We start from the raw sequence: 24729 nt of genomic DNA, 5'->3' as shown, positions 1-24729 counted from the left end.
GCCTCGGGCGGCTGCTGGATCTCGAAAGGCTGGGATTACGGCGGTTGTGGGCGGTGGCGAACCTGGCCAGGTACAGGTACAGGTACAGGTCAGAAAAGGACAGAAACGTGTCATCTGCGGTGTGTGCGAGACGTTCATTCACGTACACCGGATCCGCGGGCGCGGCCCGCGCGTGTCGGTTATGTCTTCTGTCTAGACTGGTGCAGAATGGTCCACATATGCGTGGGGAGACGACGTGGACGAGCTCGACCGCCCAAAGATCAATCTGTCCGAGTTGTATGGGGCAAAACGGCGTATTCCGGAACTGCTACCGGCGATGAATCTCGCCGAGACGCGCAAGATCCAGAAGCTGATCGAACAGGCGCTCCGGTTCCGACTGTCGGTGCGAGGACCGCAAGGGCAGCGCATCCACATCTCAAAGGGGCGGGTCCGTGTCTCGGACGGGAATGTCACGCTGCTTCGGGATATAACCAGGAAGAGCACGGTTTACATCGTCGGCGAGGACAACCTTGATCCTGCCGACTGTCTGATCCACATCGACATGAGCACTGGCGAGGCCTATAGCGCAGGTAATACCACGCCGTACGATCGCAAGAGTGTGATCGACCTCCTGACCCAACTTGAGAACTCAGCGGTACAACCCCGAGAGCAGCGGCGGTATCGACGCAACGAGTTATTTAGGAATGTGGGTGTTGCCGGGGCGAAGGTGCTGGCCGGCGCAGCGGCTGTGGCCGCCATCGTTGTCGGCGTCATCGCGCTTGTCGAAGCGAACCGCCCGATCACCGAGCCCATTGCCGGGGAGCGCATCTACGACACTCGATCGGACGGACAGCGGGTCGAATGGTCAGAGCAGTTCCAGGGCAAGGACGTCGACCAGTTGGCCGACGACAAATCCGAACGGATCCCTGCGGACCGGCCGTCGGTGGTCACAGCACCCAAAGGTGGAGTGTTCCAGCAGTGCAAGACCTACTCCGCCCAGATCAATGAAGGTGACCGGTTCAAGGCCGTCTTCCACGGCCAGCGCGGCGATGGCTTCAACATCAAGTTCATTCACCAGAACGAGGAAATTGAGGTGTGCCGGAACGGCAACGAGGATTTCTTTGGTGATGACGACGTGCTCTACGTTCAGCGCCTCGAGTAGAAACCAGCCTGCGTTTTTTGAAGAGTTATGGCTTCGGGGCATGCAGATTTCGATCGAAGACTGATGCGTCGACAGGATGAGCACGTACATTCGTATACCGGTTAGGGGACGTTTCGAAGAAGTCGTAGGCCAATAGGACTTCGGTCCGGGAACGCAGGAACTGGTCCAGGTGTTCGGTCGGATGGTGCGGAGTGCGGTGTGGCGTCCTCCGGCGGTGCGTTTGTCGACGGTGATGGCCTCGAAGCCTAGGGGTGTTGTAGATGGACATGACCGCGTGACGAAGAGTGTCAAGGTTGTTGGCGGTGCGGGCGTTGTCTTGCTGGATCCATTCGTGGGGAGTAAGGCACAGTGCGGCGGCGACGAGCGCGTCGGCGGGTGATGGTGCTGCAGGGGCAGGGCATCGTGGTCGTGCAGTCTTCGGAGGGGCACCCTGCACCGGCAGCGCAGTGACGTTCGGGCTCGGGTGGCCGGAGGGCCGCGTGGGTCGGGACCGATGAGTTTACGTGGCTGCCGTAGTCCAACCATTGACCCAGAGCGAAAGGAAGCCTCATGGCCCAGTTGGTGAAGGTGCAGAATTTCGTTGTGTCGAGTGATGGGTTCGGTGCTGGTGAGGATCAGAGTCTCGACAGGCCGTTCGGCCGTGCCGATCCTGGCAGCATGTTTGCGTGGGCGGGTGCTACGGCGAGTTGGCCGAACCGTACTGATCCTGGTGGCAGCCGTGGCCTGGATGACTACTTCACCCGCGATTTCGCGCACAATGTCGGGGCGGAGATCATGGGTGCTCACAAGTTCAGTCCGTATCGTGGTCCGTGGGAGAACTTGGATTGGCAGGGTTGGTGGGGTGATGAACCGCCGTTCCATACGCCGGTGTTCGTCCTGACTCACCACGAACGGCCGTCGTTCACCTTGTCCGACACGACCTTCCATTTCGTGAACGGTGATCTGGCTGACGTGCTGCGGCTCGCAAAACAGGCCGCGCAGGGCCGGGATGTCCGAATCGGTGGTGGCGCCACCACTATCCGGTCGTTCCTGGAGGCTGACCTCATCGACACCCTGCATGTCGCGGTGTCGCCGGTTGAGCTTGGTCATGGGGTGTCGCTGTGGAAGACGCCGGACGAGCTGCTTGACCGTTTCCACCTCGATGTCGTGCCTAGCCCGAGTGGCGTGACCCATCATCTGTTCTGGCGGAAGTGACGTCACGCCCTGGGTGTGAGGACCGTGCGGTCGAAGGTGGTGAGGCGGATCATGTCGACGCTCGCGGCGCGGCTGCTGACCGCGATGTGGGAAGCCGGAATGGAGGCGACCTTGCTTGACCTGTACCGCGATTGCACCGTCGCCAAGCTGGTCGACCGGTTGGGGTCTGGCGGGGACTCCGGAGTGGTTCTGTATGAGTAGACCAGACTGGTGTATCGAGCTCGCATGTCTGTCCGTTGCCCGAGCCTGTCTGTGAATCGCCGTAACGAGAGGAAACCTGCCGCGTGCCTGTCGACCTGTTGATCTCTGGTGGATTCGTGGTCATGCCGAACGGACGGCGACGTGCGAATGTCGCGGTCACCGACGGCAGGATCGTCGCGGTCGGCAATGACCGGCCTGCCGCCAGTCAAGAGGTGGACGCCTCTGGCCTGCTGGTGCTGCCGGGCGGGGTCGACACCCACGTGCACCTGATGGACCCCGGCAGCACGGAGCGGGAGGATTTTCCGACCGGCACGGGCGCCGCCGCCGCGGCCGGGGTCACGACCATCATCGAGCACAGCCACGGCCAGCCCGTCCGTACTGTCGACGACCTCCGGGACAAACAGGATTACCTGCGCGGCCGTGCCAATGTCGACTTTGGACTCGCTGCGCACGCCTGGCCGTCGGTCACCGATGTCGCTGCCTTGTGGCAGGCCGGTGTCGCCTTCTTCAAAGTCTTCACATGCGATACTCACGGCATTCCTGGGCACGACGCGGCAGCGCTGCGTCACCACCTCACATCGACCGCCATGGTCGACGCGATGAGCCTCATTCACTGCGAGGACGACAGCATCACCGCTGACGCCGAACGTCTCCTCAGGGGGTACGGAAGAACCGACGGTGGTGTGCTACCGGAGTGGCGTGACCGCGATGCCGAAGTTGTCGCGGCCGCGGTCACCGCGATACTTGTCCGCAGGACTGCGGCACGCGCGGTCGTGGCACACGTCAGCCACCCCGAGGTCGCCGGTTACATCCAGCGGGAGCGGGCAGCCGGTGCCCGGCTCGGCGCGGAGGCATGCCCGCAGTACTTCCTGCTGCGGGAACACGAGGTACATGAGCATGGCGCGCTGCGCAAGTTCACCCCACCCGCCAGGGCCCGCACCGACGCCGACGAGGCGGAGCTGTGGCGGTTGCTCCGCTCGGGCACGCTGACCCACATGTCCACCGACCATGCACCGTCTACTTTGGAGCAAAAGGCGGCCGGCGACATCTGGAACGTGCACTTCGGCCTGCCTGGTCTGGACAGCACGATGCCCGCGTTGCTGGACGCCTGTGCCCGCGGCCACCTCTCGTTCGAGGACGTCGCCCGAGCGTATGCCGAGACGCCTGCCCGGCTGTACGGTCTCTGGCCGCGCAAAGGCTGGATCGGGCCGGGTGCCGACGCGGATCTCCTCATGGTCGATCCTGGCCACACGTGGACGCTCAGCAATGACGCCGTGCTCTCAAAGGCGGGATGGACGCCGTTCGACGGCCGCCGGATCACCGGTCGCGTTGTGCGCACGTATTTGCGAGGACGGGTCGTCGCCGAGGAGGGCAAGCCGACCGGCGGCCGGGACGGCGAGTTCCTCCGGCGCGACGTGCGGTAAGTCTATAATGGACGGATTCGAAAGTTCCCTCGAATGGCCGCCTTGTCCGGTTTAAGTTGTGCCTGAAGCCGGTGTCTGACTCGCGTGAAGTGGCGCCTTTCGGTGCAGGTCAGGCCATTTCGGGGTGCCCGTGGGGCGATCCGGTTCGAAGGTGGGTTGCACATCATCCGACGACTCGGTAACGTCGTTGCAGGGGTTGGCCCCAGATTCTTGTCCGAGTTGGGGGGAATCTTGACTCGACTGCAGCACGGCACTGGTGAATATCTGTTACTCCCGCTGTCGCAGTTATAGGTCTGTTGGCATTATCGCTGGTACAGCAAGGGTGTAACGGTTATAACTGCGCCCTTGGGCTGTTTGGCAATGTCAATTCGGCAATCCGTGAATTGGCGGGACTGCCGGTGTGCCTACCAAAAGGATATTTATGCCCTTGCTCGCCTCCGATCTTGTGGAGACGGCGCGTTATCGCGCGTATGGACCCCGGCATATTGACGAGATCGCGGACAGGTACGGTTTATCCGCGGACGATCGGGAGATGATCCGCTTAACCTCGACAGTATTGCCGTTCCGGGTCAATGAGTACGTCCTCGAATTGATCGACTGGGATCGGATACCGCAGGACCCGATTTTTCAACTGGTCTTCCCTCAGCACGGGATGCTGTGTGCTGACGACGAGCGCCGGTTGCGGAGGCTGTCCGGTGATGGCGGTGACCGGCGGGAGCTGGCGGCCTGTGTCGCGGAGATCCGTGCCGGGCTCAACCCGCACCCGTCGGGACAACGGGAGCTGAACGTTCCGAGCCACGATGGTGCGGAACTGGCCGGCCTGCAGCACAAGTACCGGGAGACGGTGCTGTATTTCCCGCAACAGGGCCAGACATGCCACGCCTACTGCACCTACTGCTTCCGGTGGGCCCAGTTCGTTGGTGACGCCGACCTGCGATTCGCCGCCCCCTCCCCGGATCGCCTGCTCGACTATCTCACCGTGCACCCCGAGGTGACCGACGTGCTGGTCACCGGAGGCGATCCGATGGTGATGACAGCGCAGCGGCTGCGCGCGCACGTGGAGCCGTTGCTGAAGATGGATTCCGTGCACACCATCCGGATCGGTACGAAGTCGGTCGCCTATTGGCCACACCGGTTCGTCAGCGACAAGGATGCCGACGATGTGCTGCGACTGTTCGAAGACGTGGTCGCCAGCGGCCGGACATTGGCCGTCATGGCCCATTTCAGCCACCCCCGTGAGCTGAGTACCGACGTGGCCCGCCGCGCCATCGCTCGCATTAGAGGTATCGGCGCGGTTGTGTACTGCCAGGCGCCGCTGATCGCGCACGTCAACGATTCGGCTCCGGTGCTGACTCAGCTGTGGCAGGCGGAACTGGCCGCGGGCGCGGTGCCCTACTACCTCTTCGTCGAGCGGGACACCGGGCCGTACGACTACTTCAAGGTGCCGCTCGCACAGGGCGTGGAGATTTTTCAAGCCGCCTATCGAAACCTGCCTGGCCTTGCGCGCACTGTGCGGGGGCCGGTGATGTCCGCGACCCCAGGCAAAGTCGTCGTCGATGGCGTCGACGACACCGCACAGGGCCGCTTCTTTCGGTTGCGGTTCCTCCAGGCACGCGACCCCGGCCTGGTCGGACGGCCGTTTCGGGCGCGCTACTCGGAAAGCGCGGCGTGGCTGGACGAACTGGAGCTGGATTTGCCGACGACGGCTGCGGACATCGCCACCGCCATGGGGCCGCAGCGATGACCGGCACCCGGACAACCCAATGGCACATATCGCCCAACCTCGCCCTCGACCAGCTGGTGGCCAAGCGCCGCGCCGAAGGCGCGTCGATCGTGCACCTGGGATTCGGCGAATCTCGCCTGCCGGTGTACCCGCCGTTGGCCGGACAATTGCTCGCAGGTGCCAAGCGGAACGCCTATGGCCCAGTCGTCGGGAGTGAGTCTGTCCGGGCTTCAGTCGCGGGTTATTTCAGTCGCCGGGCTCTGCCCACGCGGCCGGAGCAGGTGATCGTGGCTCCGGGCAGCAAGGCACTGCTGATCGCGTTGCACATGGTGGTCACGGGGGATGTGCTGATCCCGCGCCCGTCCTGGGTGACGTATCGGCCGCAGGTGGAACTGGCCGGGAAACGTGCTTGGGGCGTGCCGGTTCCAGCGGAATGCGGTGGCGTTCCCGAACCTGCCGCGTTGCGTGACACGATCCGGGTGGCGCGTGCGGACGGCGGCGACCCGAGGGTGCTTGTGCTGACCCTGCCGGACAATCCGACCGGAACGACCGCCGGTCCCGGCCTCGTGCGCGAGTTGTGCGCGATCGCCGAGGACGAGGATCTGCTGATCCTGTCCGACGAGATCTACCGCGACCTGCTGCACGATCCGGCGTTCCCGTTTCTCAGCCCGGCCGAAGTGACACCGGACCGGACCGTGGTGTTCACCGGGCTGAGCAAGAGCATGGCGCTCGGCGGCTGGCGGATCGGGGCTGCCCGGTTCCCCGCCGGAGACCAGGGCGATCCGATCCGTGCCGGGGTCGCCTCGGTGGCCAGCGAAGTGTGGTCGGCGCTGGCCGGTCCTATGCAGGCAGTCGCCGAATACGCGTTCGCAGAGCCACCTGGACTGCGGGCCCGGGTAGCGGCCGATGCCGCGTTGCACGGCAAAGTGGCGCGCGCGGTGCACGAGGTGCTGATCGACGGCGGCGCGCTGAATCGTCCGCCCACGGGTGGTTTCTACTGCTATCCGGACTATGAGCCGTTGCGTGGCGCGCTCGCCGCTCGCGGTATCACGGATGTCGCCGCGTTGCAACGGTTTCTGATCGACGAACACGGCATCGCGATGCTCGCGGGCCACCATTTCGGGGACGACCCGCACGCCCTGCGACTGCGGGCGGCCACGAGCATGCTCTACGGCGAGACCGAAGCCGACCAGTACGCCGCCCTTGAGGCCGAGGATCCCCTGTCCCTCAAGCATATTGACGAAGCTGTGACGAGGATCCGCGATTCCTTTACCGACCTGTGGAGCCAGTGAACCCAGTCCACGCCCGGTTTCGGCAGCGATGCCGGCTGGGCCAGGCCGGATGGATACGAGACAATCATGAACGACAGCCTTGCCCGTCTGCGCTCGCAACTGGGCGATCGAGTGGTGTTACCCGGCACACCGGGCTACGACGAGGTGCGCCGGATCTGGAACGCCATGCACGACAGGCGTCCCGCGCTGATAGCGCGGTGCCTCAGCGCCAAGGATGTGGCGTCCGCGCTGAACTACGCGACCAGTGTGGACAAGAAAGTCACTATCCGGGGCGGCGGCCACAACGTCGCCGGCGCCGCGCTGGCTGATGACGCGGTACTGATCGACCTTTCCCTGATGCGAGAGGTCACTGTCGATCCGGACGCCAGACTCGCCTACGCGCAGGGCGGATGTCTGCTGCGCGATGTCGACGCGGCCACCACGGCCCATGGACTCGCGTGCCCGGCGGGCGTGGTCTCGCACACGGGCCTCGGCGGACTCGCCCTCGGCGGCGGTTACGGCTGGCTCGCCCGTAAATGGGGGCTGACGTGCGATCACATCGAGGCCGCGGAAGTGGTTCTCGCGGACGGTTCGATCGTCGAGACCGACGCGGAACCCCATCCGGACCTGTTCTGGGCGTTGCGAGGCGGTGGCGGCGGCTTCGGTGTCGTCACCCGGTTCACCCTTCGCCTGCACCCCGTCGGCCCGGTCCACCTGCACACCGGCGTGTACTCGCTGGACAACGCGGGCGAAGCGCTGGCGGCGTACCGGGACTTCGCTGAGAAGCAGCCGGCCGACCTGCACACCGTCGGCGCGTTGAAGCAGGCGGGCGCGCAGGACTGGATTCCCGAGTCGTTGCACGGCAAACCCGCGCTGTTCCTGACAGCCGGATGGTTCGGTGCTCCCGCCGATGGCCCTGCCGCCACCAAGCCTTTGTTCGACGCGACCACCCCGGCGGTCGTACGCACCCAGCTGATGAGTTACGCGCAGCTGCAGGCCCTGGCTGACCACAGCGAACCACATGGCAACCGGTACTACACGAAGTCCTGCTACGTCACCGATCTCACCGATGAGCCGATCGAGGAATTCCTCGGCGCCGCACGGGATATCCGGTCGAGCCGCTCGTGCATCGACTTCGAGTACCTGCGCGGTGCGATCGACGATGTCGTCGACGAGGACTCGGCGTTCCCTGGCCGGGCCGCGCCGTACATCTACACCGCTTCCGCGCAATGGACCGACATCCGTCGCGATGCCGAGAACGTCGAGTGGGCACGGCACAGTGTCGAACGCCTGGCCCCCTGGCGGTACGGCGGCGCTTATGTGAACTACGTCCAGGACGAACCCGAGGGGAAGTTCGTCGAGGTCTTCGGTGAATCCCGGTACCGGCGGCTTGCGGCTGTCAAGCAGCGCTACGACCCGCACAACGTTCTGCGCCCCCGCCCCTGACGGCCAACCAAGCTTCAGCAGAAAGGAAGAAATCCGTGCCTGCCACCGCAACCGTGCGCCCACCGGCCATTTCGGACTCCAATGACCCGTCCGCGCTGATCAAGGCGCTTCGGTCGCCCTGGTTCCCGCTCGTGGCCGAGCTGCACGATGTCGTGCTGTCGGCGACGGTGTCCTATGCGAGCTCGCGAGGCCTCAAGGCGCTGTACCTACCGGTGACGACAAGGACGATCACGTGTCCGACGGCGCTGGGCAGCGACTCCGAACCCGTCCCGGTCACCGTCAGCGGTGTCAACACGTTCCTCGCCGACTCCATGCAGTTCGCGCTGGAATACGGCTGCCGGCTCGCTCGTAGCGGGTGCTACAACATCATGCCGTCCTTTCGTGGCGAGGAACCTGACGAAACGCATCTCGGCCAGTACACGCACAGTGAGGCCGAGATCATCGGTGGGATGGATGACCTGATCGAGTACGTCAACGGCTATGTCAAGGCGCTGGCCGCGGCCATCCTCGACCGAGTCGGCGACCGGCTGGCCGAGAGCCGCGGCGACGTATCCCATATGGAGCGGATGGCCAGCCGGGCGGGCGCCTTCGAGGAAATGTCCTTCGAGGAGGCCGTTCGGATCGTCGGTGACGTCGACGGAACCGTTCGCGATGAGGGAACGTGGCGGTCGTTGACCCGCAAGGGCGAGCAGCTGTTGATGAAGCGGGTCGACGAGTTCGTCTGGGTGCACCACTTCGACAGCCTTGCCGTGCCGTTCTACCAGGCGTTCGGTGACAAGGACGCGCGGACGACCAAGAGCGCGGACATGTTCTTCGGCATCGGCGAGGTCGTCGGCGGTGGCGAGCGGCACTCCGATGTGGAGGAGCTGCGCAAGTCGATGGCGATCCACGGCGTCAACGAACTGGAATACGACTGGTATGTGCGAATGCTGGAGGAGGCCCCGATCCGGACCGCCGGCTTCGGCATGGGCGTCGAGCGGTTCCTGATGTGGGTGTTACAGCACGACGACATCCGCGACATCCCGCTGATCTCCCGTGTGGGGGAACAGAAGGACTGGCCGCCCGCGGTCGTCCGGCCCTGACTTGCAGACCATCACCCGATTCGCTTTGGAGGTAGGACCATGACCGTGCCAGTGCAGTGGCATGGTGCGGAGCGCATGGCCACCGTGCGCCTGGTCAACGAGTTGGTCGAGCGTCAGTGCGCGGTCAAGCCTGACACGGTGGCGCTCGTGAGCGGCTCTACGCGACTGACTTTCCGGCAACTCAACGAAAAAGCGAATCGGTACGCACGTGAGCTGGTTCGGCGCGGTGTCGGACCGGAGCACCGTGTGGCGGTGATGATGCCTCGATCTGCCGAGATGGCGGTGTGCATGCTCGCCGTGATGAAGGCGGGCGCCGCGTACGTGCCCGTCGACGTTGACTATCCCGCCGAGCGGATCGCCATGATGCTGGCGGATTCCAGCCCGGCGCTCATCCTGGCCGAATCCGCCGGGGCTGTCGCGCAGTGCCCGGCGGCCCGGCTTGACGTCGACGATCCCGCCTTCGTCACGGCCGTGTCGGCAATGGACAGCGCGGATCTTGCCGACGCCGATCGCGTCGCGCCCGTCCGGCCTGGCAACACCGTGCACGTGATCTACACGTCCGGTTCGACCGGACGGCCGAAAGGTGTTCTGCTGCACCACCTTTCGATGGTGAACCGCTTGGAGTGGTTCGTCGACCGGATCGCGGCCGGGCCGGATGACTGGACGCTCGCGAAAAGCTCGGTCAGCTTCGTCGACGGCTCCACAGAGTTGTGGGGCAGTCTGGCGGCAGGTGTTCCGGTGGTGCTCGCAGACCAGGAGGAGGCCCGTGACCCCGCGCGGTTGGCCGCGCTGATCGCCCGGCACAGGGTCACTCGGGTCACGCTGGTGCCGAGCCTGCTGGAAGCGCTGCTGGACGACACCGATCCGGATCTGCTCGAATCCTGCCGGTACTGGATTTCCAGCGGTGACGTACTGCCCGCACCGCTGGCCCGCCGAGTGCACGCCGAATTCCCGTCAGCGACGCTGATGAACTGCTACGGCTCCACCGAATGCGGTGCCGACAGCCTTGTCGCCGAGATCACCGGCGGCGACGTCGTACTCGGCGGTTACGTCTGGAACAACACGATTCTCGTCCTCGACGAGACACTGCGCCCGGTCGGTCCCGGTGAGATCGGCGAGGTCTACCTGGCCGGGATCGGCCTGGCCCATGGATATCTCGGGCAGCCGGGGCTGACCGCCGAACGGTTCCTGGCGAATCCGTTCGGTGCCCCGGGAGAGCGGATGTACCGCCTCGGTGACCGGGTGCGGTGGCGGGGTGATGACAAGTTCGAGTTCGTCGGCCGGGTCGATGACCAGGTCAAGATCCGGGGCGTCCGGATCGAGCCCGGTGAGGTCGAAGCCGTGCTACGGGCTCAGCCTGGAGTGGCCAGGGCTGTCGTGATCGCTCGCGAGGACCAACCTGGAGATCGACGGCTGGTCGCGTACGTCGCGCCCGCGTCTGACGCAGCTGACAACCTGGTTGCCCAGTTGCGGGACACGGCCAAACGGCATCTGCCGGTCTATCTCGTGCCGTCGGCATTCGTCCTGCTGGATCAGTTGCCGTTGACGCCCAACGGAAAGGTCGACCGGCGCGCACTGCCCGCCGTCGAGTACGCCTCCGCTGGGGGACAGGCACCACGGACACCGAACGAGGCAGTTCTGTGCTCGCTGTTCGCTGACGTGCTCGGGGTGTCCCCGGTCGGTGTGGACGACGATTTTTTCGTCCTGGGCGGGCATTCCCTGCTGGTCACCAAGCTGATCGGCCGGATCCGGCGCCAGCTCGGCATCCAGATCTCAGTGGGTACCGTGTTCGACGCCCCGACGGTCGCCGAATTGGCCGTACGCCTACGTGACGGCACCAAGCAGGTCCGCCCGCCGCTGCGGACGGCCGATCAGCAACCACGGATGCCGTTGTCGTTCACCCAGCAGCGGTTGTGGTTCCTCGAACAGCTGGAAACAACCGGGACCGCCTACCACATTCCACTGGTATGGCGGCTTTCCGGTGACCTCGACGTGTCCGCTCTCGGACTCGCGCTGCGGGACGTGATGGCCCGCCACGAGAGCCTCCGCACGGTTTTCCCCGAGCTGGACGGGGAGCCGGAACAGCGAGTGATCGATGTGGACGATCTACTGACGTCCACGCAGGTTTCAGAACGGGAAGTGGAGTCCCGGATCCGGGACATCCTGGACCACAAGTTCGATCTGCGCACCGACATCCCGATCCGGGCCCGATTGCTCCGGACATCGGCACATGAGTCGGTTCTGGTCGTTGTCCTGCACCACATCGTGAGTGACGGATGGTCCGAGCAGGTGTTCCGGCGCGACCTTGGTCAGGCGTACCGTGCCCGGATCGCCGGCGCCGCACCAGCATGGCCGGACTTGCCCGTGCAGTACGCCGACTACACGCTGTGGCAACGGGAATCGCTGGGCGAGGAGTCCGACCCGGACAGCCGGGCCGGCATTCAGCTGGCGTACTGGCGGTCGGCGTTGGCGGACCTGCCACAGGAGGTGCCGCTGCCGTTCGACCGGCCGCGGTCCGCCTCGGCCGGGTTCACCGCCGGGCAGGTGCCGGTGACCATTGACAGCGACCTGCACGCGGCGTTGACCCACTTGGCCCAGGAGTTGCACGTCAGCATGTCCATGCTGATCCACGCCGGGCTGGCGATCCTGCTGTCGAGGATGGGCGCGGGCAAGGACATCCCGGTGGGTGCCGCGGCCGCCGGTCGTGGTGACGAGGCACTGGACGACCTGATCGGGTTCTTCGTGAACACAGTGGTGCTGAGGGCCGACTTGTCGGCTCGCCCGACCTTTCGCGAGTTCATGGGTCGTGTCCGGGCGGCCGACGCGGCCGCGATCGAACACCAGGACGTGCCCTTCGACCGGCTGGTCGAGGTCCTCAATCCGGTTCGCAGCAGGTCCTCGATCCCGCTGTGCCAGGTGATGTACACCTTCGACCGTGCCGGGATAACCGGCTTGGACCTGCCAGGGGTCGAAGCCCGGTTCGAGACCGTCGCGGTGAAGCACGCCAAGTTCGACCTCGCGCTCGCCGTGACCGAGGCCGACGAGTCGTGCGGCATCAGGGGTGAGTTCGAGTTCCGTGTCGACCTCTTCGACGAGTCGACCGTCCGAGCGATGTCCGATCGACTTGTGCGCATCCTGCGCGAGGTCGCCGCCGACCCCGACGTGGTGGTCGACGCCGTCGACGTGCTCGGTGCCGATGACCGCGAGCGGCTTCTGGTGAAGTGGAACGAGACCGGAAGCGCGACGCCTGCCGAATCGATGACTCTGCCTGCCCTCATCGAACGACAGGTAGCCCGGACTCCGGACGCGATCGCGCTCGCCGTCGGCCACACCGAACTGACCTACCGCGAGCTCAACGAGCGTGCCAATCAGTTCGCACGCGGCTTGCTCGGCCTTGGCGCCGGACCTGAACGGTTCGTCGCACTCCTGTTGCCCCAGTCGGTCGAGCTGGTCGTCGCCGTGCTCGGGGTGCTCAAGACCGGCGCCGCCTACGTGCCCATCGATCCGGCCTACCCAGCCGACCGCGTGAACCACATGCTGGCCACGACACGTCCGGTCGTCGTGCTGACCGACGCCGACGGCATCGAGCGGGTTGCTTTGTCCGGTACGAAGGCGCTGACTGCCAACGACTGGACCGCATGGGACTGCTTGTCCGCTCAGGACGTCCGCGACGACGAACGGCCCACACCGCTGGTTCCCGCGAACCCGGCGTTCGTGATCTTCACGTCCGGCTCGACCGGCAGGCCGAAGGGCGTGATCGTCGAACACGCATCGCTCGACGTGTACCTGGCCTGGTGCCGCGAGATATACACGGGCCTGGCGGGTGAAGCGCTCGTCCATTCACCGGTGTCCTTCGACCTGACGGCGACCGGGCTCTTCGGGCCGCTGACGATCGGCGGGGCTGTCCGGCTCGTCGAGTTGGACGGGGGACGGCCGCCCACTGACGGCATGCGCCGGCCGACGTTCGTCAAGGCGACACCGAGTCATCTGCCCATGCTGCTCGAACTGCCACCGGACTTCTCACCGTCACAGCAGTTGGCGCTCGGCGGTGAGTCGCTGGCAGGTGAGGTCCTGGACGAATGGCGTGCCCATCACCCCGGCGTCACCGTGATCAACGAGTACGGACCGACCGAGACCACCGTCGGCTGCACCTGGTTCCGCATCGAGCCGAACACACCGGTGTCGCCTGGCGTCGTCACCATCGGTGTCCCGACTCTGCACACGCGGGTTTTCGTGCTGGACGCGGGTCTGGAGCCGGTGCCGGTGGGTGTGATGGGAGAGCTGTACATCGGCGGCCGCGTTCTGGCACGTGGTTACGCGGATCGCCCGGACCTCACGGCCGAACGGTTCGTCGCGAACCCGTTCGACGGCCCGGGACAGCGGATGTACCGCACAGGTGATCTCGTGCGCTGGGCTGCCGACGGCCGGCTGCAGTTCGTCGGCCGAGTGGACAACCAGGTCAAGATCCGCGGTTTCCGGATCGAACTCGGCGAGATCGAAGAGATACTCGGCGCGGTGCCCGGGGTCGGCCAGGTGGTGGCGATCGTGCGGGAGGACCGGCCGGGCGACAAGCGACTGGTGGCCTACTACGTCGCGGACGGCGTCCTCGACCAGGACGAAGTGCGGGCGGCGGCTGCACGGCACCTGCCGGACTACATGATTCCGTCCGCCTTCGTCGCCCTCGATGTCCTTCCGTTGACGAAGAACGGAAAACTCGACCGCGCGGCACTGCCGGCACCGGAACTCGTGGCAGCCGCGGGCCGCGGCCCGCGGACCGAGCGAGAGAAGATCGTCTGCGCTCTGTTCGCCGAGGTGCTCGGTGTGGACCGGGTCAGCGTCGACGACGGGTTCTTCGAGCTGGGCGGCCATTCCCTGCTGGCGACCAAGCTGTTGAGCAAGATCAGGTCGTCACTGGGCGTCGAGGTCTCGATGCGCGACCTGTTCGACACACCGACGGTCGCCGGACTGGTTGAGGGATTCACGCCGGCCCCGGCAGCCAGGCCACCGCTGCGCGTGGGCAAACGACCCGACCGGGTGCCGCTGTCGTTCGCGCAGCAGCGGCTGTGGTTCCTGCATCAGTACGAGGGCACCGGATCCGCGTACCACGTCCCGTTGGTGTGGCACGTGTCCGGCGACATCGAATCGTCCGCATTGGCACTGGCGCTACAAGATGTGGTCACCCGGCATGAGGTCCTTCGGACGATTCTGCCCGAAGTAGACGGTGAGCCACACCAGCGGGTGATCGACGTGGACGCCCTCGGACCGTTGCTGACCACCTCGCGGATCGACGCGGGCGACGACGTGGACGCACGTGTTCGTGAGATCGCGGACCGCGCCTTCGACCTGCGAACCGACATCCCGCTGCGTGCCGCGCTGCTGACGACCGGTGACAGCGAGGGAATCCTCGTCATCGTGGCACACCACATCGCCAGCGATGGATGGTCGATGGGACCGCTGCTGAACGACCTGTCCGAGGCCTACGAGGCCCGGCGGCGCGGTGACGTCCCGGCATGGCAGCCGCTGCCCGTGCAGTACGCCGATTTCGGGCTCTGGCAACGCGACATGCTCGGCGATGAAAGCGATCCGGACAGCCGCCTGGCCGAACAGATCGAGTACTGGCGGCAGAAGCTGCACGGGATCCCGGACAAGGTCGACCTGCCGGTGGACCGTCCCCGCCCCGCGGTGGCGAGCTATCGCGGGGCCACCGTCGACTTCATGATCCCGGCTGAGCTCCACGACCGGGTCATGCGCCTCGCGGCTTCGCAGGACTGCACGCTCGTCATGGTCCTGCAGGCTGCTTTCGCTGTCGTGCTCACGGTTTCCGGCGCGGGCGAGGACGTGCCGATCGGCACGCTCGTTACCGGGCGGACCGACGAGGCACTCGATGAACTGGTCGGTTTCTTCGTCAATACCGTCGTGCTCAGGACGGACACGTCCGGCGACCCGACCTTCCGTGAACTGCTGGACCGCGTGCGCACGACGAGCCTGGAAGCGTACGCACACCAGGACATCCCGTTCGAGCGACTCGTCGAGGTCCTCAACCCGCAGCGGTCGATGAGCTATCACCCGCTGTTCCAGGTGCTGATCGCGCTGGACGACGGCTTCCATGCCGAACGGCTGCGGCTGAGCGGCGTCCGCTGTGAAGCGCGGCCGGATCCGGTCGACACCGCCAAGTTCGACCTCTCGGTGGACTTCGAGGCCCGACGCGACGACAACGGCAAGCCCGCAGGGCTGTGGACTGTCCTTGAGTACGCCACCGACCTGTTCGACCGCGGCGCTGTGGCGGCGATCGGTGACCGGCTGGTGCGGCTGCTTGAGATCGTGACGAACGATCCGGAACACCGCGTGGCGCGAGCCGACCTGCTCGCCGCGGACGAACGCCGTCGCCAGCTGGTGGAGTGGAACGGGCGGGAAGTCGCCGAAGAGCCCCTGAACGTTCCCGCACAGGTGCGCCGCGTGGCCGAAGAGCGGCCGGACATGATTGCCGTGTCCGATGTTCGTGGGGACGTCACGTATCGAGACCTTGCCGGGCAGGCCAATCACGTTTCCCGGATGCTGGCCGCGGCCGGTGCCGGTCCTGACGATGCCGTGGCGATCCTGTCCGATCGCAGCCCGTGGTACGTGGCGGCCGTGCTGGGCGTGCTCGGCGCTGGAAGCGGCTACATGCCGCTGGACGCGGGCACTCCGATACCGAGGGCCGCGCAGATGTTGCAGGCCAGCGGGGTACGGCAGCTCATCGCCGCGCCGGATCTGCTGGACCGTGCGAAGCAGATCGCGGCCGAGGGTGACGTCGAAGTGCTCAGCTTGCACAGCACGAAGGATTTCGACCGGCCGACGACGGGTGCCGAGGAGCACCGGGACCAGCTGGCGTACGTGGTGTTCACGTCCGGATCCACCGGCCGCCCCAAGGGCGTTCTCGTGCCACACCGCGGTCTGGCCAACCATCTGCACGCGGTGATCGACCTGTACGGGCTGGACGAACGCGACACGATGGCCTTCAACGCGCCGCTGACGTTCGACGTGTCGATCTGGCAGACCCTCACGATGCTCGCGGCCGGCGGCCGGGTCCACATCATCGACGAGGACAAGTCCCGCGACCCGGTGGCGATGCTCGACAGTGTGGCGCACAACGGCATCACGATTCTGCAGATCGTCCCGACCCTGCTGCGCGCGATTCTCGACCTGCTCGACACCGAACGTCATCGGACCGACCAGCTCAAGGGCCTGCGATGGATGCTCGTCCACGGCGAGGAGCTCCCGCCCGAGCTGCTCACCCGCTGGCTGGCGAAGATGCCGGGTGTCCCGCTGGTCAATGTGTACGGTCCGGCGGAGTGTTCCGACGACGTGTCGATCTCAGTGATCCGCCGCGAGGACGTCGCGCGCGGCGGACACGCACCGATCGGCGATCCGCTGGTGAACACCCAGGTCTACGTCCTGGACAACTGGCTGCGCGTGGTTCCGACGGGGGTGGCGGGCGAACTGTACGTCGCGGGCGCGGGACTCGCGCGAGGATACGCGGATCGGCCGGACCTGACCGCCGAACGATTCGTGGCGAATCCTTTTGGTGGCCCGGGTGAGCGGATGTACCGGACCGGTGACCTGGGCCGCTGGAACACCGGTGGTGAGCTGGAGTTCCTGGGCAGGGCGGACAACCAGGTCAAGATCCGGGGCTTCCGGATCGAACCGGGGGAGATCGAGCAGGTCGTCGCAACGGCGCCCGGCGTCGGTCAGGTCGTGGTGATCGTGCGGGAGGACCGGCCCGGTGACAAGCGACTGGTGGCGTACTACGTCGCCACGGAGCCGATTGACGAGGCGCAACTGCGGGCCGTCGCGGCGAAGAGCCTGCCGGGGTACATGGTTCCGTCCGCTTTCGTGCGGCTCGATGCGTTTGCATTGACAGCCAACGAGAAAGTCGATCGCTCGGCGTTGCCTGCGCCGGAGTTCACCGTGCGGGTGGGACGTACGCCCAGAACACCACGCGAGGAACAGTTGTGCGGGTTGTTCGCCGAGGTGCTCGGTGTGGACAGTGTCGGCATCGACGACGGTTTCTTCGAACTGGGTGGGCATTCCCTGCTGGCGACCAAGCTGCTGAGCAAGATCCGGTCGGTGCTGGGCGCCGAGGCGTCGATGCGTGACCTGTTCGACACACCGACCGTCGCCGAACTGCTGGTGTCCCTTGACGCTTCCGCACGTCCAGCCCGGCCGTTGCTGCGTCGCAGGACATCCGAAGGAGAACTCGTATGATTCCGTTGTCGTTCGCACAACGTGGACTGTGGTTTCTCCACCAGGTGGACCGCGACGACTCCGCGTACCATATACCCTTGGTGTGGCACATTTCCGGTGACCTCGCCGGCCAAGCCCTGGCGGACGCGACCTGTGACCTGGTTGTCCGGCACGAGAGCCTGCGGACGGTCTTCCCCGAGACCGATGGGCAACCGCACCAGAAGGTGATCCGTGCGGCCGATTTGGGTCCCGTGCTGACGACCTCACACGTCGACGCCGCCGAGATGCACAGCAGGGTTCAGGACATCGTGATGCGGCCGTTCGATCTTCGCACGGATATCCCGATCCGAGCCGAGCTGCTGACCTCCGACGCCGGTGACCAGGTCCTGGTCCTCGTGGTGCATCACATCGCCGGTGACGGCTGGTCGGAGGAGGTCCTGTGCCGTGACCTGAGCCGTGCGTACGCGGCCAGGGCCGGCGGCACCGTGCCTGACTGGCCAGAACTGCCGGTGCAGTACGCGGACTACACGTTGTGGCAGCGAGAGCTGTTGGGCGAAGAGTCCGATCCGGACAGTGTGATCTCCCGGCAGCTCGCGTACTGGCGCACACAGCTGGCCGACCTGCCCAGCGATCTGGGGCTGCCCACGGACCACACGGCAGCGGCCGGTGCGGCTGACACCAGCGACTGCGTGACCTTCTCCCTCGACGCCGAGGTCCATCGCCGGCTGTCGGAGCTGGCCCAGCGCAGCGGGGCCACGATGTTCATGATCGTCCAAGCCGCGCTCGCGGCGCTCGCGACCCGCCTCGGCGGCGGAACAGATCTACCGCTGGGCACCGTGGTATCCGGCCGTACCGACGAAGCCCTCGACGATCTGGCGGGGTACTTCACCAACACACTGGTACTGCGTACCAGCACGGCCGGTGATCCGACATTCGCCGAACTCGTCCGGCGGGCACGCGAGGTGACGCTCGCCGGGTTCGCCCATCAGGACGTCCCGTTCGAGAAGGTCGTCGAAGCGGTCAACCCGGCTCGGACACGGATGGGATCACCCCTGTTCCAGATCGTGTTCTCGTACTCGGAGGAGGCACCGGCGGAGCTCGAACTGGCCGGTGCCAAAGTCGTCCCCAAGGCGTACGCGACCGGGATGGCCAAGTTCGACCTGGACTTCGACCTCCAGGAACGCCAGTCCGCCGGGATTGCCGGCCGACTGGACTACCGCACCACCCTGTTCGACCGCACGACGATCGACACCATGGCGGCCGCGTTGGTGCGGCTGCTGACCGCGGCGGCGAACAACCCGGAGGCGACACTCTCCGAGCTGGACATCCTGGACGACACCGAACTGCGTCGCATCGTGGTGGAGTGGAACGACACCGCTACGGGAACACCGGTCACAGGCAGCATTCAAGAGCGCTTTGCCGAACAGGCGACGCGTACGCCCGACGCCGTCGCTTTGCGTGCGCAGGGGTCCGAGCTGAGCTATCGCGAGCTGGACGACAGGTCCAACCGGATGGCCCATCGGTTGCTGGGCCTCGGCGTTGCGCGTGAGCAACCCGTGGCTGTCCTCATGCGACGGTCAGCTGACCTGATCGTGGTGCTGCTCGCGATCATCAAGGCCGGTGGCGCTTATCTTCCCTTGCACGATACGGATCCACTGCCACGCAAGCAGTTCGCTGTCGATGACGCGGGCGCACGGATCCTGCTCACCGACGAGGCGACGTCGGATCGGCCTCGCTGCGACACCGTGCTGGTCGTCGACGCGGACCCGGAACTGGCTGCCCAGCCGACGACAGCGCCTGATGTCGCCGGGTATCCGGATCAACTGGCCTATGTCATGTACACCTCTGGCTCCACAGGCCGCCCCAAGGGGGTGACCATCACGCATCGGGCGATCCTCGATCTCGTCCGCGACCGGAGCTGGGACGGCGACGCGCATCAGCGGGTGCTCATGGTGGCGCCGTACGCGTTCGATGTGTCGACGTACGAGATCTGGGTGCCCTTGTTGCGCGGGGGCCGGACCGTGGTGGCGCCGGAGTCGAAGCTCGAGATCGACACGCTGGCACGGCTGATCGCTGATGAGGGCATCACCGCGGTCTCCTTGTCAGCCGGGCTCTTTCACGTGGTCGCCGAGGAGGCGCCGGCGTGCCTTGGCCCGTTGCGCCTGGTCATGACCGGTGGCGATGTGGTGGCGTCGAGCGCGGTGGACCGCGTGCTGACGCACAATCCGGGAATCACCGTGCGATATGCCTACGGTCCGACCGAGACGACTGTCCAAGTGACACAGTCCGACATCACCACGCCCTACGGCGGATCGGTGCGTGTGCCGGTCGGTGCGCCGATGGACAACGTCAAGGTTTACGTCCTGGACGCCAGGTTGCAGGTGCTTCCGGCCGGGGTGGCCGGCGAACTCTATGTCTCCGGCCGCTTGGCCCGCGGGTACCTGGGGCGTGCCGCGTTGTCGGCGGAACGGTTCGTGCCGAATCCGTTCGGCGATCCCGGCGAGCGGATGTACCGGACAGGTGACCTCGCCCGATGGACCCCGGACGGTCGGTTGGAGTTCGTGGGCCGGGCCGACGCGCAGGTCAAGGTCCGTGGCTTCCGGGTCGAACTCGGTGAGATCGAGACCGCCTTGGCGCGGCATGCCGGCGTCGCCCGCGCGGCAGTGCTGGCGCGGGCAGACCGCACTGGCGTCAAGCAGTTGGTCGGTTACGTGCAACCGGACCCCGGCCTGCACCTGGAACCAGCAGATCTGCGGACGTTCATCGCTGCCGCAGTTCCGGCCTACATGGTCCCCTCGCAGATCGTGGTTCTCGACCAGTTCCCCCTGACACGCAACGGGAAGCTGGACCGTGCGGCGCTGCCCTCGCCTGAGTCCACAGTGGATGTTGGAAGACGCCCGCGAAACCCGCGTGAGGAGATCCTGTGCGGCTTGTTCGCCGGGCTGCTCGGCTGCGACGAGGTCAGCATCGATGACGACTTCTTCGCGCGGGGCGGGCATTCCCTGCTCGCCACGCGGTTGATCAGCCGGGTGCGCTCGGCGCTCGGCGTGGAACTGACCATTCGCAGCCTGTTCGAGACGCCGACCGTCGCCGGTCTGGCGCAGCAGCTGAAGGAAACCGACCGTCCAGTGCTTCGGGCACGGGACTTGCCGGACCGTGTTCCGTTGTCCTTCGCGCAGCAGCGGTTGTGGTTCCTGTCCGAATTCGAGGGGCCGAGCGCGAGCTACAACATTCCCATCGCGGTACGGCTTTCCGGCGAGCTCGACGTTCAGGCGCTGCGCAGCGCGATGGCCGATGTGGTCGAGCGGCAGGAGGCGTTGCGAACCGTCTTCCCGGCGATGGACGGTGTTCCGGGACAGCAGCTCGTCGACGTGGACGCGGCGATGGCACAGTGGGGCGAAGTCGCCTGCGAGCCCAGCGGGCTGTCTGATGCGCTGGCACAGGAAGCGAGGTACGCCTTCGACCTCGCCAACGAAGTTCCCCTATGGATGCGGCTGTTCTCCGTGGCGCCTGACGAGTACGTGCTCCTGGTGCTCGTGCACCACATCGCGGGCGATGAGTGGTCGTTCGGCGTGCTGTGGCGTGATCTCGCGAAGGCCTACACAGCAAGGCTTTCCGGACGCGCGCCCGAGTGGACGCCGCTACCGGTTCGCTATTCGGATTACACGATCTGGCAGCGGGAGATGCTGGACGGCAACGCCGAACCACTGCGGTTCTGGCAGTCTGCCCTGGCCGGCCTGCCCGATCAGCTCGAACTGCCCACCGACCGGCGGCGACCGGCGGTGGCCTCCGGCCGAGCTGCCGAGGTTGCCTTCCGGATCCCGCCGGAGGAGCACAGGCGACTGGCAGATTTGGCCCTGGAGCTGAATTCCACGCTGTTCATGGTGGTGCAGGCGGGCTGGGCGGCGCTGTTGACCCGGCTGGGTGCGGGAACCGACATCCCCATCGGCACCCCGGTTTCCGGGCGCACCGAGCACGCGGTGGAGGACATCGTCGGGTTCTTCGTGAACACCCTTGTGTTGCGGACCGACACGTCGATGGATCCGACGTTCCGCGAGCTGGTCGAACGCGTCCGGGACACCGACCTCGCGGCGTTCGCCAACCAGGATGCGCCTTTCGAGCGTGTCGTCGAGCAGCTCAATCCGGTGCGTTCGACGTCAAGGCATCCACTGTTCCAGGTGATGCTTTCGTTCCACACCGACGACCGGGACATCCCGCGATTTCCTGGCCTGGAGGTCACCTACGAGGACTTGGAGACCGGCGACGCCAAGTTCGACCTGCTGCTGGACCTGACCGAACAGCGGTCGGCATCCGGTGCTCCCGACGGGATCCTGGGGACGCTGGAGTACGCCGTCGATCTGTTCGACGAGCCGACGGCAGAACTGATGGCTCGGCGGCTGGTCCAGATGCTGGCGCAGGTCGTGGCCGATCCGGACCGCACGATCGGTGCGGTGCCGATCCTGTCGCCGGACGAGGAACACCGGCTGCTCACCGAGTGGAGCGGTTGCGCGGGCGGGATGTCCGGCAGGACGTTCGTGGGGATGTTCACCGAACAGGCCCAGCGGACCAGTGACGCCGTCGCTGTGGTGGCGCCGGACCGGGAATTGACCTACGCGGAACTCGATGTCTGGTCCGACCGCCTGGCACAGCGGCTCATCAATGACGGAGCTGGGCCGGAGCGGTTGATCGCGGTCCTTCTGCCCCGCAGTGCCGCACTGATCGCGGCGATTCTCGCGGTGATGAAGACGGGCGCGGCGTTCCTGCCGATCGACCCCCATCTGCCCGCTGAACGAATCGAGTTCATGCTGGGCCGTGCGTCAGCGTTGGCGGTGTTGACGACACCGGAGCTGGCCGGCTCTCTGGATGTGCCTGTGGTCCTCGTCGGCGAGCAGTCCGCGGCGCCATTCGTGCGGAAGGCTGCTTTTCCCGGTGCGGCAGCCGCATATGTTGTCTACACGTCTGGATCCACTGGCCGGCCCAAGGGCGTGGTGGTCTCGCATGACGCCTTCGCCGACTTCGTAGTGCGGTTCCGCGAAACGCTCTCGCTGACCGCGGCCGACCGGGTACTGGCGATCACCACCGCGGCGTTCGACATGTCCTTCACCGAACTGCTCAGCCCATTGGCGGACGGCGCCACGGTCGTGCTAGCCGACCGTGAGACAGTCGTCGACCCCCGGGAACTGGCCAACCTGTTGCGTACCACCTCAGCCACTGTGCTGCAGGCAACGCCGACTTCGCTGCAGTCGGTGGTCGCCGAGGCACCCGAGGCGCTGGCAGGTGTACGGGTCTTTGTCGGTGCCGAACCGTTGTCCGCCGATCTCGCTGCCAGCCTGTGCGCGAACGCGCTGTCGGTGACCAACCTCTATGGACCCACAGAAGCACTGGTGTGGTCGACCGCGGCCGCCATAACGGCCGGCGACGGTGAACAGCCCACTATCGGGCGGCCCCTGCCTGGTGTTCAAGCCCTTGTACTTGACACGCGACTGCGACCGGTCCCAGTCGGAGTTCCAGGGGAGCTGTACATCTCGCGGGAGGGATTGGCGCGCGGATACGCGGGTCGCCCCGGCCTCACGGCCGAGCGTTTTGTGGCAAACCCCTTCGGGGCCCCGGGAACGCGGATGTATCGAACGGGTGACCTGGTCCGCTGGAGCCGCACAGGTGAACTGGATTTCATCGGCCGGGCCGACACCCAGGTGAAGATCCGTGGTTTCCGGGTGGAACTCGGTGAGATCGAACAAGTTCTGACTGCCGTGCCGGACGTGCGCAGGGTGACCGTGTTGCTGCGAGAGGACCGTCCAGGAGACAAGCGGTTGGTTGCCTACTACACCACGGACGGCCAGGTGGATGTCGACGCGTTGCGGGACGCGGCGATGCGGAGCCTGCCGGGCTACATGGTGCCGTCGGCGTTCGTCCACCTTGACTTGTTCCCTGCGACACCCAACGGAAAGCTCGACCGCGCGGCGCTGCCCGCCGCGGAGGTCACCGGTGGCAGGGGACGGCGCCCGCGATCGGTTCGCGAAGAGGTGCTGTGCGGCCTGTTCGCCGAGGTGCTCGGGATCGACCAGGTCGGTGTGGACGACGGGTTCTTCGAACTCGGCGGACACTCGTTGCTCGCGACGACATTGCTGAGCCGGATCCGGTCCGCGCTCGGCGTCACCGTTTCAGTCCGGGACCTGTTCGCCACGCCGACGGTGGCTGGGCTGGCCGCTGGACTGGGTACCGCGACTGTGCGGACATTCGATCCCGTTCTCGCACTGCGGTCGGGCGGAACACGGGCCCCGCTGTTCTGCGTACCGCCTGCGAACGGTATGAGCTGGTGCTATTCGGCACTTGTTCGTTATCTGCCCAACGACCTGCCGATCTACGGTCTGCAGGCCATCGGGCTCGGCTCGGCCGGCTCGTTGCCCGCCGGCATCGATGAGATCGCCGACGACTATCGGGCGCGGATCAGCCGCGTCCAGCCGGCTGGGCCGTACACGCTGCTGGGGTGGTCGTTCGGCGGCAACGTCGCCTATGAGATCGCCGCCCGGCTGCGACGATCGGGCCACCAGGTCGACCGGTTGATCATGCTCGACTCGTTCCCGGGCAAGAGCGCCGCCGATCGTCCGGAGTGGACGCAACGGGACTTCCTCGAGCTGGCCTGTGACGGGATCGGCGCGTTCGACGCCGAACCCGGCGCCGGCCCGCTGCCCATGTCGCGTGTGCGGGAACTGCTGCATGAGCACGGAAGTCTGCTCGCCGAGCTCGATGCGGCCGAGCTGGCGTCGGTCGTGCGAGTGACCGAGAACAACGTACGGCTGCTTGAAATGTCCACTCCGACAGTGTTCGACGGTGACGTGCATTTCGTCGAGGCGACCGGGGACGAGAAACCTGATGGACGCTTCGCCGATCGGTGGACGCCCTACGTGGGTGGCCGGATGGTGACTGCCGAGGTCCCCGCCCGGCACCTGGACATGCTGGGGCGACAGTCGATTGCGGTACTAGGGCCGTTGGTGGCTCGGCTACTGGCGGTGAACGAGTGATG

General features: G+C 66.1%; 10 protein-coding genes. All 10 read left to right on the top strand.

The window, feature by feature from the left end; all coding sequences use genetic code 11:
* Positions 1-235: 235 nt before the first annotated feature.
* Positions 236-1141 carry a hypothetical protein gene (locus JOF56_RS43715; protein ID WP_209645445.1) on the top strand — a complete coding sequence of 302 codons (906 nt, stop codon included), beginning with the start codon at positions 236-238 and terminating at the stop codon, positions 1139-1141.
* 549 nt (positions 1142-1690) lie between these two features.
* Positions 1691-2335 (top strand): dihydrofolate reductase family protein, encoded by a 645-nt coding sequence (locus JOF56_RS43710; protein ID WP_209645444.1) that lies wholly within the window; start codon positions 1691-1693, stop codon positions 2333-2335.
* A gap of 51 nt (positions 2336-2386) precedes the next feature.
* Positions 2387-2536: a hypothetical protein gene (locus JOF56_RS43705; RefSeq protein ID WP_209645443.1), complete on the top strand. Its 150-nt coding sequence runs from the start codon at positions 2387-2389 to the stop codon at positions 2534-2536.
* 83 nt (positions 2537-2619) lie between these two features.
* Complete coding sequence (locus JOF56_RS43700; protein ID WP_209645442.1) at positions 2620-3960, top strand: dihydroorotase; 1341 nt, start codon at positions 2620-2622, stop codon at positions 3958-3960.
* Between the two features lie 532 nt (positions 3961-4492).
* Positions 4493-5704, top strand: a complete 1212-nt coding sequence (locus JOF56_RS43695; protein WP_245378641.1) for a KamA family radical SAM protein — start codon at positions 4493-4495, stop codon at positions 5702-5704.
* The gene (locus JOF56_RS43690) at positions 5701-6975 is read left to right on the top strand and encodes a pyridoxal phosphate-dependent aminotransferase (protein ID WP_209645440.1); all 1275 of its coding nucleotides are present in this window, start codon (positions 5701-5703) and stop codon (positions 6973-6975) included. Before JOF56_RS43695 ends, JOF56_RS43690 begins: the two co-directional genes overlap by 4 nt.
* 66 nt (positions 6976-7041) lie before the next feature.
* The gene (locus JOF56_RS43685; RefSeq protein WP_209645439.1) at positions 7042-8400 is read left to right on the top strand and encodes an FAD-binding oxidoreductase; all 1359 of its coding nucleotides are present in this window, start codon (positions 7042-7044) and stop codon (positions 8398-8400) included.
* Positions 8401-8435: 35 nt separating this feature from the next.
* The gene (locus JOF56_RS43680) at positions 8436-9482 is read left to right on the top strand and encodes an amino acid--tRNA ligase-related protein (protein ID WP_209645438.1); all 1047 of its coding nucleotides are present in this window, start codon (positions 8436-8438) and stop codon (positions 9480-9482) included.
* 39 nt (positions 9483-9521) lie between these two features.
* Positions 9522-17726: a non-ribosomal peptide synthetase gene (locus JOF56_RS43675; RefSeq protein WP_209645437.1), complete on the top strand. Its 8205-nt coding sequence runs from the start codon at positions 9522-9524 to the stop codon at positions 17724-17726.
* Positions 17723-24727, top strand: a complete 7005-nt coding sequence (locus JOF56_RS43670; RefSeq protein WP_209645436.1) for a non-ribosomal peptide synthetase — start codon at positions 17723-17725, stop codon at positions 24725-24727. The genes JOF56_RS43675 and JOF56_RS43670 overlap by 4 nt, the downstream gene beginning before the upstream one ends.
* Positions 24728-24729: the final 2 nt, after the last annotated feature.

The sequence above is a fragment of the Kibdelosporangium banguiense genome (genome assembly GCF_017876405.1).
Taxonomy (GTDB): Bacteria; Actinomycetota; Actinomycetes; order Mycobacteriales; family Pseudonocardiaceae; genus Kibdelosporangium; species Kibdelosporangium banguiense.
Note: the sequence above shows the minus strand (reverse complement) of the source record. Positions and strands in the feature narration are given on the sequence as shown.